At 63.3% G+C, this 12,558-nt stretch carries 13 protein-coding genes and 1 pseudogene; 8 read left to right on the top strand and 6 right to left on the bottom strand.

All coding sequences use genetic code 11. From position 1 onward, the window contains the following. Window positions 1-52: 52 nt before the first annotated feature. Together ACWTU8_RS15335 and ACWTU8_RS15330 are read left to right on the top strand one after the other, a co-directional pair. Window positions 53-2,143 carry a TRAP transporter permease gene (locus ACWTU8_RS15335; RefSeq protein WP_029347930.1) on the top strand — a complete coding sequence of 697 codons (2,091 nt, stop codon included), beginning with the start codon at window positions 53-55 and terminating at the stop codon, window positions 2,141-2,143. Further along, window positions 2,140-2,517, top strand: coding sequence for a DUF1850 domain-containing protein (locus ACWTU8_RS15330; RefSeq protein WP_455848817.1), 378 nt, complete (start codon window positions 2,140-2,142; stop codon window positions 2,515-2,517). The genes ACWTU8_RS15335 and ACWTU8_RS15330 overlap by 4 nt, the downstream gene beginning before the upstream one ends. A gap of 74 nt (window positions 2,518-2,591) precedes the next feature. On the opposite strand, the gene ACWTU8_RS15325 is transcribed toward ACWTU8_RS15330, so the two are convergent. Continuing rightward, the gene (locus tag ACWTU8_RS15325) at window positions 2,592-3,035 is read right to left on the bottom strand and encodes a thiol-disulfide oxidoreductase DCC family protein (protein WP_065006453.1); all 444 of its coding nucleotides are present in this window, start codon (window positions 3,033-3,035) and stop codon (window positions 2,592-2,594) included. A gap of 212 nt (window positions 3,036-3,247) precedes the next feature. Further along, window positions 3,248-3,394 (bottom strand): hypothetical protein, encoded by a 147-nt coding sequence (locus ACWTU8_RS15320; RefSeq protein WP_023801394.1) that lies wholly within the window; start codon window positions 3,392-3,394, stop codon window positions 3,248-3,250. Window positions 3,395-3,800: 406 nt separating this feature from the next. Between ACWTU8_RS15320 and ACWTU8_RS15315 the strand changes: the two genes are divergently transcribed. Both ACWTU8_RS15315 and ligD read left to right on the top strand, forming a co-directional pair. Next, window positions 3,801-4,307: a YciE/YciF ferroxidase family protein gene (locus tag ACWTU8_RS15315; RefSeq protein WP_455848816.1), complete on the top strand. Its 507-nt coding sequence runs from the start codon at window positions 3,801-3,803 to the stop codon at window positions 4,305-4,307. Between the two features lie 45 nt (window positions 4,308-4,352). Continuing rightward, window positions 4,353-5,384 (top strand): annotated as a pseudogene (ligD, locus tag ACWTU8_RS15310) (DNA ligase D); the annotation flags it as partial. 7 nt (window positions 5,385-5,391) lie between these two features. Here ligD and ACWTU8_RS15305 read toward each other — a convergent pair. Next, on the bottom strand, window positions 5,392-6,066 hold the full coding sequence (locus tag ACWTU8_RS15305) for an ArsR/SmtB family transcription factor (RefSeq protein WP_455848815.1): 675 nt from the start codon (window positions 6,064-6,066) through the stop codon (window positions 5,392-5,394). A gap of 68 nt (window positions 6,067-6,134) precedes the next feature. On the opposite strand from ACWTU8_RS15305, the gene ACWTU8_RS15300 reads away from it, so the two are divergent. From ACWTU8_RS15300 to ACWTU8_RS15290, 3 genes are all read left to right on the top strand, one after another. Next, complete coding sequence (locus ACWTU8_RS15300; protein WP_127208062.1) at window positions 6,135-6,362, top strand: DUF1127 domain-containing protein; 228 nt, start codon at window positions 6,135-6,137, stop codon at window positions 6,360-6,362. Between the two features lie 95 nt (window positions 6,363-6,457). Further along, on the top strand, window positions 6,458-6,844 hold the full coding sequence (locus tag ACWTU8_RS15295) for an NIPSNAP family protein (RefSeq protein WP_455848814.1): 387 nt from the start codon (window positions 6,458-6,460) through the stop codon (window positions 6,842-6,844). Further along, window positions 6,841-7,185 (top strand): antibiotic biosynthesis monooxygenase family protein, encoded by a 345-nt coding sequence (locus ACWTU8_RS15290; protein ID WP_455848813.1) that lies wholly within the window; start codon window positions 6,841-6,843, stop codon window positions 7,183-7,185. Before ACWTU8_RS15295 ends, ACWTU8_RS15290 begins: the two co-directional genes overlap by 4 nt. 6 nt (window positions 7,186-7,191) lie before the next feature. Here ACWTU8_RS15290 and mbfA read toward each other — a convergent pair whose 3' ends face one another. Next, complete coding sequence (gene mbfA / locus ACWTU8_RS15285) at window positions 7,192-8,175, bottom strand: iron exporter MbfA (RefSeq protein ID WP_455848812.1); 984 nt, start codon at window positions 8,173-8,175, stop codon at window positions 7,192-7,194. A gap of 177 nt (window positions 8,176-8,352) precedes the next feature. Between mbfA and ACWTU8_RS15280 the strand changes: the two genes are divergently transcribed. Then, the gene (locus ACWTU8_RS15280) at window positions 8,353-8,676 is read left to right on the top strand and encodes a hypothetical protein (protein WP_029347916.1); all 324 of its coding nucleotides are present in this window, start codon (window positions 8,353-8,355) and stop codon (window positions 8,674-8,676) included. Window positions 8,677-8,980: 304 nt separating this feature from the next. On the opposite strand, the gene ACWTU8_RS15275 is transcribed toward ACWTU8_RS15280, so the two are convergent. After that, the gene (locus ACWTU8_RS15275; protein WP_455848811.1) at window positions 8,981-10,330 is read right to left on the bottom strand and encodes an MBL fold metallo-hydrolase; all 1,350 of its coding nucleotides are present in this window, start codon (window positions 10,328-10,330) and stop codon (window positions 8,981-8,983) included. Further along, window positions 10,327-12,411 carry a S8 family serine peptidase gene (locus ACWTU8_RS15270; RefSeq protein WP_455848810.1) on the bottom strand — a complete coding sequence of 695 codons (2,085 nt, stop codon included), beginning with the start codon at window positions 12,409-12,411 and terminating at the stop codon, window positions 10,327-10,329. The genes ACWTU8_RS15275 and ACWTU8_RS15270 overlap by 4 nt, the downstream gene beginning before the upstream one ends. Window positions 12,412-12,558 lie beyond the last annotated feature (147 nt).

Here is a 12,558-nt window from a genome sequence, read left to right as displayed (position 1 = left end):
GTCCAACCCTCCCCTCAAGGGGGAGGGGAACGCCTCGCCAGGAACCCCGCCAATGACCGACGCCCCGACCGTTCTTTCCCCCACCGCCGAAGCCCCGGTCGAAGGCCTGCCGTCGGGTTTCGGCGAAGGCATCGCCGGCAAGGCCGCCTTTCTCATCGCCATCGCCTTTTCTATCTTCCAGATCTACATCGCCGCCTATGGCAGCCTTCCGAGCCAGGTGGTGCGCGCCATGCATGTCGGCTTCTTGCTGTTGCTCGGCTTTGCCCTGATCGCCAATCTGCGCGCCACAAGCACACCGGCGAAAGCAGCGTTCTGGACGCTCGGCGTGCTCGGCTTTGCCACCGGCCTCTATAATTGGGTGTTCTATACCGACCTCATCCGCCGCTCCGGCTTCCTCACCACGCCGGACCTGATCATCGGCACGGTGCTGGTCGTGCTGGTCTTCGAGGCGGCGCGGCGGCTGATGGGGCTGCCGCTTGCCCTGATCGCTCTGATCTTTCTCGCCTACGCTTTCTTCGGCAATCACCTGCCGCCGCCCTTCATCCATCGCGGCTATGATTTCGCCCAGCTCATCGACACCTTCGCCTTTGGCACCGAAGGCATATACGGCACGCCGGTCTACGTCTCGGCCGCCTATATCTTCATCTTCGTCGTCTTCGCTGCCTTTCTCGAACGCGCCGGCATGATCGCACTGTTCAACGATTTCGCCCTTGGCCTGGTCGGCTCGTGGCGCGGCGGCCCGGCCCAGGTCTGCGTTCTGTCCTCGGCGTTGATGGGCACCATTTCCGGCTCTGGCGTCGCCAATGTGGTGGCCTCCGGCCAGTTCACCATCCCGCTGATGAAGCGCTTCGGCTTCCGTTCGGCTTTCGCCGGCGCCGTCGAGGCAACCTCGTCAATGGGCGGCCAGATCATGCCGCCGGTGATGGGCGCGGTCGCCTTCATCATGGCCGAGACGCTGAACATTCCCTATGCCGAGGTGGTCAAGGCGGCGATCATCCCGGCGCTGCTCTATTTCGGCGCCTGCTTCTGGCAGGTGTACCTGGAAGCCGGCAAGGCCGGCCTACAGGGCATGGCCAAGGCGGACCTGCCCAATCCGTGGGACGCGGTGAGAAGACATTGGCCGCTGGTGCTGCCGCTGGCCGCGCTTATCTATCTGCTGTTTGCCGGCTATACGCCGATCTTCGCCGGCACCATGGGTCTGGCGCTGACCATCGTGCTCATCCTCGGCACGCCGCTGGCGGCGTTGATCGGGCCGCTTGCCTTCCGCATCGTCTTCTGGCTGGCGTTGGGACTTGCCGCCGCCTCTTTCATGAAATTCGGCGTCAATATCCTCAGTCTTGTGATCGCCGGGCTAATTGTCGCCTGCGTCACCTTCAAGGGCGGTCGCGAGACGCTGCAGATATGCGTAGATTCGCTTGCCGAGGGAGCAAAGAACGCGCTGCCGGTCGGCATCGCCTGCGCCATAGTCGGCGTCGTCATCGGCACTTTGACGCTCACCGGCATCGCCTCGACTTTCATCGGCTGGATCATCTCCATCGGCGAGAACAATCTGTTCCTGTCACTGGTGCTGACCATGCTGACCTGCCTGGTGCTCGGCATGGGCATACCGACGATCCCCAACTACATCATCACCTCGTCGCTGGCCGGACCGGCATTGCTGTCGCTCGGCGTGCCGCTGGTGGTCAGCCATATGTTCGTCTTCTATTTCGGCATCATGGCCGATCTCACACCGCCGGTGGCGCTGGCCGCCTTCGCCGCCGCGCCCATGGCCAAGGAGAGCGGCCTCAAGATCGGCATCCAGGCCACCAAGCTTGCCGTCGCCGGCTTCGTCGTGCCGTTCATGGCGGTCTACACCCCGGCGCTGATGTTGCAGGACCCCGGCCCGATCGCCGCCCAGTTCGGCTATCCCGTCGAGGTCGCCTATGTCGTCGCCAAGGCTTGCGTGGGCATTGCCCTGTGGGGGGCAGCCGCCGTCGGGTTCCTCGCCCGGCGCATGGCCTGGTGGGAACGTCTCGTCGCCTTCGCCGCCGGCGTGCTGCTGGTTGCGGCGCTGCCAGTCACCGACGAAGCCGGCTGGGCGCTCTCTGTCGCCTGGATCGGCTGGCATTGCTGGCGTGCGCGGCAGGCCACCGGCACCGCATGAGCCTCTGTATCCTCGCCGCCGGCAAGACGGTGACGCTCACTGTGGCTGCGTTCACGCTCGCCTGGACGCATTCGGTGGAAAAGACGCGTTGGCAGGAAGACTGGAAAGTGATGCCTTCCGGCTTGCAGATCGCCGAGGCGCGGATCAAGGGCTCGGGCGCCGGCATGGAGCCGCCGGAAGGCTCGGTGCTGCGGGACGGTTGGTGGGTCTATAAACCCAAGATGGCGCCGCAGGGGCGCCTTGTGCTCGCGGCCTCTGGCGCGACGGGTGAAGGCTGGACGCTGTGCACGATTCAGGGCTGCCGCGAACTCGCCAGGGCGGCAGGCGACGCGATCTTGCTGGGGCCTTGCGAAGGTTCGAGCCAGCCGCGATAACGGATGATTCCGGCAAAGGGGGGTGCCGATCCGCCCGCGGTATCGTGCAGGATAGAACCCTTGCAGTGGCCGGCCTAGCCAATCAGCCGCCCTTTCAACTCGGCGGACGGGATCTCGCAGCTCTCTTTCCTGCCGAACAGCGCGTAACGATTCTTCGCAACGCGATCGTAGAGCCAGTCGCGAAGCGGGCGCGGCAGCAGGAGTAAAGATCTCGCCGCCCGCCACGGCCAGCCCAGTTCCGCCATCACGGCAATGAAACTGTCCAGCCGCGTGAAGGCGGCACCGTCGATGAGGGCCAGATTGGTCTCGTAGCTGTCCGTCCGCAGCCCGTATTTTCGGAACAGCGCTTCGCCGAGCGGCGACTGCGCCGTGGCGAAACGGAAGCGGCTTTTGCGGTCGAGCCTGACCACCATGCGCACAAAGCCAGAGCACAGCACGCAGACGCCGTCGAACACGATCAGCGGCTGGCTTGCATCGAAGGCTGGCTTTTCGGGAGGATGGTCTGGCTGGGCGGTCACGCGAGTCCCGGCTGCTTGGTGTCAAACGACACTAAGCTTGCCGGCGGCGAGATCAAAGCCCCTGAATCTCAAAGCCCTAGAATCTCAGAACCTTGGCGTTGTCGCACGCCGCCTGTCGGCGAGCCCAGGACGTTCCGCGCGATAGGTCGTCGCACGGTGATCGGCGGCCGGCCTGCAGATCCGGCTGTCGTGACGGCCTTCCATGGTCGTCATCAGTGCGCGCTGATGCCGAGCGTGTGGCCGCGGCGTGCGCAAGCGGGGCCGGGGCCGCGCATGTAATAGCGCTCCGGCCGGTAGGTCGGCGCGACGAATTCGCGGATGGCGGCAGCGTAGCCGATGAGGTGCGTCAAGAAGTTCATTGTCCCTGTCCCTGTCCCGATTTCGGATGTCCCTTCCGAATTGCGGGGATCATAGCGTCAAGGCGTGAATAGTCGGTGAACACGATGTTAATCTTTGGTCAAAAAGGCCTTGGTTCGTGGCTGGAATGCGGCTGATTCGCGGTCTTTCCATGCAGTTCGTCGGCATTCCAGCTAATGTGACTTTTGCATCACATATGTTTCGTTTGGATGTCGCTGCGGCGCGCTTGTGTTTCAACTTTGGCCGGCGCCGCGAAATTTCCGTGCGTGCTCGGGGAAAGCCAGGAACCCGTCCGATAGCCGCACGTTGACGCTAAAAGCCGGGACCAACCCGGCCCAGCAGGCAGCGGCTTCCGTGCGGAACCGCCGCCAGGACCCCGCACAGCAAGAACAATGGAAAGGCAAAGCCATGGGTTTCTTTTCGAAAGACATCAAGACGCTGGACGACCTCTTCGTCCACACGCTTCGCGACATCTATTACGCCGAAAAACAGATCGAGAAGTCGCTGCCGAAGATGATCGACAAGGCGACCGATCCGCAGCTGAAAGCCGGCCTGGAGAAGCACCTCGGCCAGACCAAAGGCCATATCGAGCGGGTCGAGAAGGTGTTCGAACTGCATAGCGTGAAGGCCAAGACGGTCAACTGTCCGGCTATCGACGGCATTCTCGAGGAAGCCGATGAAGTCAGCGGCGACATCGACGACAAGGACGTTCTCGACGCCGCCCTGATCGCATCCGCGCAAGCGGTCGAGCACTACGAGATAACCCGTTACGGCACCCTGATCGCCTGGGCCAAGCAGCTTGGCCGCACCGACTGTGCCAATGTCCTGGCCAACAACATCAAGGAAGAGCAGGCGACCGACCGCAAGCTTACCGAGATTGCGGAAGCCAAGGTCAACCTTCACGCCGCGGAATAGCACTCGCGATCGAGGCAAGGCCGGACAACCCGGCTTTGCCTCACTTTCCGTACCTGGACGTCGACCGTATAATGCGCCACGCCTCGTTCCAGATTGCGCGAGGACAAACCGGCGGAGGAAGTCGTGCAGGAAAAGCCGAAGGCACCCGCAGGCAAGGCCGACACCAAGGCAAAGCCTGCCGGGGGCAAGGGCGAGACCCCTGTCAAATCCGCCGGGAGGGCAAAAACCGTCGTAAAACTTTCTCATCCCGACAAGCTTCTGTGGCCGCAGGAGAAGGTCTCTAAGCAGGGTCTGCTCGATCATTACGCTTTGGTCTGGCCGCGCATGCAACAATACGTCGTCAATCGGCCGCTCAGCCTTGTACGGGCGCCGGACGGCGTCGGCGGCCAACGCTTCTTCCAAAAGCATGCGTCCGCAGGCATGCACGAAAAAATCGCCAGGATGAAGGATCCGGTGGACGGCGAGGAGATATTGTTCATTCGCGATTTCCATGGTGTCGCTGCCTTAGTCCAGTTCGGCGTGGTCGAGATCCATATCTGGGGCTGCACTATCGACGAACTCGACAAGCCGGACCAGATCATCTTCGATCTCGATCCCGACGAAGGCGTCGACGTGAAATTGGTGCGCGCGGCGGTGCTCCAAATCCGAGGCCAGCTCGATGAGCTGTCATTGCCGCATTTCGTCAAGACCTCGGGCGGCAAGGGCTATCATGTCGTCGTGCCGCTGAAACCGTCGGCGGATTGGGATGAGGTGAAGGACTTCGCTCACGATTTCGCCCGCGCCCTCGAGCAGGCCGCCCCTGATCGGTATACAGCAACGCTGTCGAAGAAGGCGCGCACTGGCAAGATCTTCGTGGACTATCTGCGCAATGGCCGCGGCTCGACCACGGTGGCACCCTATTCGTCGCGGGCCAAGAAAGGCGCTACGGTCTCGATGCCGGCGACCTGGGCGGAGATCGAGGCCGGGTTGGCGCCGAACGCCTTTCCGGTCGGCGACAAGACGACGCTGAAGCAGTTGGCGAAAGCCGATCCCTGGGCGGATTTTTTCAAGCAGGGCAAGCCGCTCAAGCGCGGCTGATCATCTTTCAGCCGAGAAAAACCGTCTCGAAGGCCTGCTTGCCCATCGGCGAAAAGATCACCGCGCGGCTGTCCTTTTCGCGCCGCGCCCATTTTTCCAAAAGGATTTTGTCGAGAATGGCCGCGCCCAGCGTGCCGGCCAGATGCGAGCGCCGCACGCTCCAGTCGAGGCAGGCCCGGCACACGGGTCGCCGCGCCTTGCTCTCGACATCGATGCCGATCTCGGCGAAATGCGCGGCGGCTGACGGCCCAAGCCTGATCTCCTTATCGTCGCGGATGAGGACTTTTTTGCCGACAAGACGATCCAGCATCGCCACTGCCTGTTCTCCGGCGAGGTGGTCGTAGCAAACCCGCGCCGCGCGCATGGCCGTATCACGCGGACCCGGCCGCACCCGTTGCGGCCCGACCGCAGCGGCGACACCGGTGATCGCCTCGATCATGCCCGCCACCTGCGGCCCGGCGAGGCCGTAGTAGCGATGCCGCCCCTGGCTTGCCAGCGTCAGCAGCCCGCCCTCCATCAGTTTCGACAGATGCGAGCTGGCAGTCGGCAGCGAAACGCCCGCCTCGAGCGCCAGTTCGCTCGCCGTCAGTGCCGTGCCGCCCATCAGCGCGGTCAGCATGTTTGCTCGCGCCGGATCGCCGACCAGGCTGGCGATGCGGGCTATATCTGGTCCTTCACGCATTGTTCGTTCCTTATCGAAGCATTGTCGTCAGATAACCACTATCCTCTGCTGAGATCAAGGAGACAACGATGACCGCAAGAACCGTTCCCCACACCGTGCTTGTCAGGCGCTTCGGCCGTCGGCCGTTTCCGTTCATTATCCTGCGCAGGTTGCATCTGCGGCTCCTGGCGCGGTGGTACGACCGCCATCTGCAGCGCCTCGACCTCGCCGAGATTGACGAGCACCTTTTGCGCGATGTTGGCCTGACGCCAGAAGACGTTCGCCGCGAATGCGCGAAGTGCTTCTGGCAAGCGTGACCACCAGAGAAATTGCCTAGCACATCGGTCCGCCGAACGTTTCGACCCCACTCGAACTGTCGCTGCAACAAACAAATCCAGCAAGGAGACAAAAGATGACCATCACCTGCTTCATCCGTTACGAGATCGACCCGTTCGGCAAGGCGGCATTCGAGGAATATGCCCGCAACTGGGGCGAGGCCATCCCGCGCTGCGGCGCCGATCTGATCGGCTATTTTGCGCCGCATGAGGGCTCGGCCACCACCGCCTACGCCGCTTACAATATCGACAGCCTGGCGGCTTACGAAGCCTACCGCATCAGGCTCGCCGCCGATCCGGTCGGCCGGGCGAATTACGAATTCGCCCGGCGTGAAAGATTCATCCTGAAGGAGGATCGGACGTTTCTGAAACTCGCGTCCGGGCCGCACGCACCGAAGCATGATCCCCAGAAGTTGCAGACTTTTCAGACCGAGATGATGCCTGAAGGAAAGGTGAAACTATGATCGCCGTCATCTTCGAAGTCGAGCCGGCAGCGGGCAAGCGCGACGCCTATCTCGGACTCGCAGCCGACCTGCGTCCGCTGCTCGACGGCATAGACGGGTTTCTCACCATCGAGCGCTTTCAGAGCCTCACCGACCCGAACCGCATCCTGTCGCTGTCGTTCTGGCGCGACGAGGAGGCGGTCAAGGCCTGGCGCAACACGGAGGAACATAGGGAGGCGCAGAAGGCCGGCCGTGGCGGCATCTTTGCCGGCTATCGTCTGCGCATCGCCCATGTCGTGCGCGACTACGGCCTGACCGAACGCGCCGAGGCGCCTGAGGACAGCCGGGCGGTGAATGGGTAGCGCTCTCTAGGCATTCCCGATCAGCACTCCAGCCGCAAACACCAGCGCGCCGCCCAGCACCACCTGGAAGGCGGCGCGCCAGAATGGCGTCTGCATGTAACGGTTCTGCACAAAGGCGATCGCCCACAGCTCGAAGAACACCACCACGACCGCGAGAATTGTCGCGGTCCAGAAATACGGAATGAGGTAGGGCAAGGCGTGACCGAGACCGCCCAGCGCCGTCATGAGGCCTGTGGTGATGCCGCGTTTAACCGGCGAGCCGCGCCCCGACAGCCGTCCGTCGTCGGAGGCGACCTCGGTGAAGCCCATCGAGATGCCGGCGCCGATCGAGGCGGCAAGCCCGACCAGGAAGGTCTGGAACGTGTCGTGCGTGGCGAAGGCGGCGGCGAAGATCGGCGCCAGCGTCGACACCGATCCGTCCATCAGCCCGGCCAGTCCCGGCTGCACATAGGTCAGGATGAACTGGCGCTGCTCGGCCGCAGCTTCCTCATCCTTCACCGCACCCGGCACATGCTTTTTCTCCAGCCGCTGCGCCAACGTCTCGTGGCCCTGTTCGGCGACCGCCAGATCGTCGAGCAGCTTTCGCGTCGAGGCATCGCTGGTGCGTTTCGCCGCCTCGACATAAAACAGATAGGCTTGCCGCTCCATCGTTTCAGCCTGTTGGCGCACATGCTCGATGCCCAGCGGCCTGACCAGCCAGTCGGGCCTGCGCTCGTAATAGCCCTTCACATGCTCGCGCCGGATCAGCGGAATGCGTTCGCCGAAACGTTCGCGGTGAAGCTCGATTAGCGAGTCGCGATGGCCGTCCTCTTCCTCGGCCATCTCCTCGAACACTTTGGCCGAATGCGGAAAGCTACCCGCCAGCCCGTCGGCATAGGCGCGGTAGATGCGCCCGTCATCCTCCTCGGAAGAGATGGCGAGCGCCAGGATCTCTTGCTCCGAGAGCGACTCGAAAGGACGGCGGCCAAAACCGAAAACACGAGAAAGCATGAGAAATTCACCCCAGTTTAGAATAATTCTAAACTAGGGTTTTTGCGCTCTTGGTCAATCGCGCCCGTCGGCCGGACGTTCAAAATTAGCGACTCCGGGATTCTTCCACCACCTCTTCTTCATTGGCGAATGTTCACCTATATAGCCGAACTTAAGCCAAGAGAAAGGAAACCGTAAATGCCGGCAAAATTGCCCACCCATGCATTTGACCCGAAACCCGTTCTCGACCTCATCGCCAGCATCGAGGGGGACCTGCAGCGCCTTAAAGGCTTGGTCGAGCAGCAGGTCGAAAAATTCGATCCGGCCAATCCGCACAACAAAGCGCCCGACGGCAAGCTGACAGAGGAGGGCGTCGAGTGCTGCTACCGCATGTTCGACGAGGGCAAATCGCGCTATTCGGTTGCCCAGCAGATGAAGATCTCCTTCGCCGCCGCCACCCATCGCTTCAACACTTGGCGCAAGATGGGCGGCGCCAAACGGAAAAGGACGCTTTTGGGGTGAGAACCCGGTTCGTCGCAGGCGAATTGAAAAGGTCCAGGGGACCTTTCAAAGGATTCGAACCCAGGGAGCTGCCGCCGGCAGCGGCCTCCGGCTGAGGCAATCAGCTATCAGACCGGGGCAATTGACAGCCATTCGTCAATTGAAGAACGCCCGAAGCCATAGCGGAGGGCCGGAGCGGCCAGTTCGCCGCAGGCCGCAGGCCCCATGGCGGTCGCCATATTTTGGAGCGTCCCAAGCAGTCCATGCAGGCGCGACGGCGTGGTGGCGCTGATGATGCGCGGACTGACTTCGACGCGTTATCGGTTCAGACCTCGAGTTCGAGCGGCGAGGCTTTGAGGGATTTGAGCTTCAGCCTGCCAGGGTTGTGCTGTTTGGCCTCGGCGAGGAGAGCCTCGACCGCCTTCATATGAGCGATGTTCTTGTCGAGCTCGGTGGAGCGCGTGCCCTTCTTCGCAATGTAGGCGGCCTGCTGCTTGTCGAGATAGTGGGTGCTGCAGTTGAGCCATATGGTGAAGGGCTGGCCGGCTTCCGCGTTCGGCGAGAGCTTGTCGGCAACGCCCAGCCGGGAATCGAGCAGCACCTCGAGGACACGCAGGTCGGGGTTTTTGTCCTTGCCGTTGGCGCAGATCAGGTAGTGATCGGCGGTGATGCGCCTGGCGAAGGCGCGGTGCAGATTGTGCTCGGAACCGTGGTGCTGGAGCTTCAGCACGTCGACATGCAGCCCGGCGCCATCGGCGAGGCGGCCGTGATGGGTGAGGCCGGCGAGGATATCGTCGGCATGGCCATCGCCGGTCATGATGACGCGGGTGACACCGCCGCTAGCCTTCGGCTCCTCGAGCAGCAGCATGAGCGAGGCGAGGTTGGGCTCGGTGACGTCCTTGCGGTGGCCCAGTTCGTCGTCGATGGACACGCCGAAGCCGGGCGGGATCGGACCGTCGTTTTCTTCCAGCCACTCCTCGAGGTCCTGCAGCGAGCCCGCCTTCTTAGGGCTGTTGAGCCAGTTCTTCCAGTATTTGCGGAGGACTTCGAGATCCTTCTCGAACGGGCCGATGACGCGGATGGCGAGGGAGCTGTTGGCCGCGAGGCTGATCACCTCGTGGCCGCGGACCATGGCGAGGAGCTTGCCGAACTCGCCATTGAGAGGGATGTTCAACTGGTCGGCGGCGATGCGGCGGGACACCTTGATCGCCTCGGGGATCGAGTTGGCGATGCTGCGGAAGGCGTCGGCGAGCCGAAGCAGTGACGGGTTGGCCGAACTGGACAGCGTGTTAGCGCGGGCGGCGAGGACAGTGCCGATCGCCTCGGACTCATCCACCATGAGCTTGAAGGCGTTGTGCCAGATACGCTTGACCTTGGGCGGTCTCCTGAACGGTGGCTTGCCGGAGGACTGGCCGTTGGCGTGCTTGTGGTCGAAAACGCGCCATTGCACTGTGTCCTCGAGCAGCTGCAGCACGCCGGCGATGTGATCCTGATCGACGTGCGAGACATAGACGAGGTCTAGTTGCTTGCCGGTGTCCTCGGCCCATTTGCCGAGATAGCCGCGCACCTCGGAGGCATAGGAGCCGGGCATACCGCCATCGGCGAGGATGGTGACGGAACCGGCCTCGATCAGCAGGCAATCGCCCTTGTCGGAGGGCAGCAGGGTGATTTTCATGATGCGGCCTCGGGCGGCGGGCGTCGGGTTGCAGGCTTGGCGGCACGGCGACTGGCGGGACGGCCCGGCGGGGCCGCGGCGGTGACGGTGGGAGCGGTGGCGGGCGGCGTGGTTTTCTTCAGCTCGGTACGGGTCAGCGCGTGGGAGGCTTCGGCGACGCAGGAGGCAGGAGAGATGACACCGAAGCCGAGGTCGTTCGTCCACTGATAGGTGGCGCCGGGGAGGGGCCGGGCGGTGGCCTTAATGATGCCGAGGATCTGGGCAGCGGTGAGCGTCGGCTCGGCCGCCAGCATCAGGCCGATGACGCCGGCCACATAGGGGCTCGCCATGCTGGTGCCGGTCATTTCGATCCACGGGTCATCCGGACCGCCGAAGCCGTTGGCCGCGACGATGCCGGTGCCGGGCGCAGTAATGTCGGGCTTCAGCCGGCCGTCACGGGTCGGACCCTGGCTCGAGGTGATGTGAGCGCGGCGCTTCAGTTCATCGAGATTGGCGACGGAGACGATGCGTTGGCCGCAGGCGAGGGCGCTGACCGAGGAGGTGTCGACATGCGAGGCCTCGGTGAAGAACGACGGCCAGAAGTAGCTGCCGTCGCCCAAGTCGGCCGGGTCGTCCCGCTCGATCCAAGCGTGGAAGGCGCCGTCGCGGATGACGAGGCCGTGCAGCCGGACCTGCCAGACGCCGGCGGGGATGCCGATGATCAGGTTGCTGCCGAAGAACGGCGTCAGGTAAGTGGCGATGTAGTTGGCGCCGTTGGTCGGGTGGTGCAACTCGTTGTAGACGCTGATCAGTGTGCGGTCGGGCAACTGGTGGTTCTCGAGAAACTCACCGGGCTGGATCGGGCCGATCCAGTCGCCATCTGGCGGGCGGATGCTGATGGCGAGGCGATCCTGCGGCTCGTACCAGATCTCGAGCTCGTTCTCCGATGCATCCTTGATCTTGTCGCCGACGACCTGCCACTCGAGGATGTGGTCGAGGCCCTGGGCATCGATTTTGCCGCTCGCATGAATGCGGCCCATCATGTAGCCGAGATCGTCCGGAGCCTCGGGTCGTTCCTGGCCGGCGTTGCCGGCAGCAATGCAGATCGAACGGCCGGGCTCCGATAGCAACGCGTCGATCCAGCGGTCGAGGATGCTTGAGCCGTCATGGGCGTGGCCGTTGGTCCCGAGGCTGATGTTGATCGAGATGGGGCGCTCACCGGCGAGATCGAGCAGGTAGTAGACGGCGTCGAGCAGGCAGGTGGAATCGTAGAACGAGGTGCGCCGGTCGATTTCGTCTTCGGGCAGCGCGATCAGCACCGCGGCGATTTCGGCTGCGCTGCAGAGACCGCTATTGCCGGCGGCGATGGAGGCGACATGGGTGCCGTGCGAGCCCACCACCATCTGCGATTGCGGCTCGAGATCGTGCGGCGAGACGTGAATCTTGGCGGCATCCGTCAGTGCGGTTTGCATGTCGGCGGCGGAGATCACCCGACCGCGCTTGAGGCCCTTGCGATTGCGGCCGACCTTGGCACCCTGATCCCAGATGCTGACAAACCGCGATTTGCCGCCGACGAGGAAATCGGTATGGGCCCAGTCGAAGCCTTCGACATCGATGATGCCGATCAGCATGCCCTTGCCGTCGCCGAGTTGGGCCGGAGCGACGCCCGGGACCCGGCGGGCTGGAGCGGTGCCGCCGGCGCTGCCCTTGATCGGACGCGGCAGCTTCAGGGCATCGGCCGGTTCGATAAAGATGGTGCCGGCGTCGCGCGCGAGATCGTACACTTCATCGAGGGTCATCCGGCGGGTCGCCATACCGCGCAAGGTCTGCTGGCCAGCCACCGGTGGCAGTGAATCGGTGGAGCGGACGAAAACGCTGACCTCGACGGCCGCCCGCTGCGCCTGCACGTCGACCCCGTGCTTCTTGGCGGTGCCGCTGACCGGGGCGTCCTCGGGTGCGATAGCGGTAGCGAGCGGTGGAGTGGAGGCCGCAAGCTCCTCGGTGGTCACACGCAGCGCCGGCTGCACTTCAGATTTCGCGGAACTGACGTCTGCGTCACAATTTGCGAACATCCGCAATTTCGGATGCTGGTTCCGCAGCACAACGTTCTGCCAACTGTCACTCATCGCATCCGCCCTGTCGAATATTTTGAGGACGACAGACTCTTCTGAGGCGGAGGATGTCAGTTAATATTGTCACAAGCAACAGAGTGGCGTGTATTTATCGTTGTAGTTGCAAATCGCGCACAG

The organism is Mesorhizobium sp. BHbdii (genome assembly GCF_053848045.1).
This window is presented reverse-complemented; position numbering and strand designations above follow the sequence as displayed.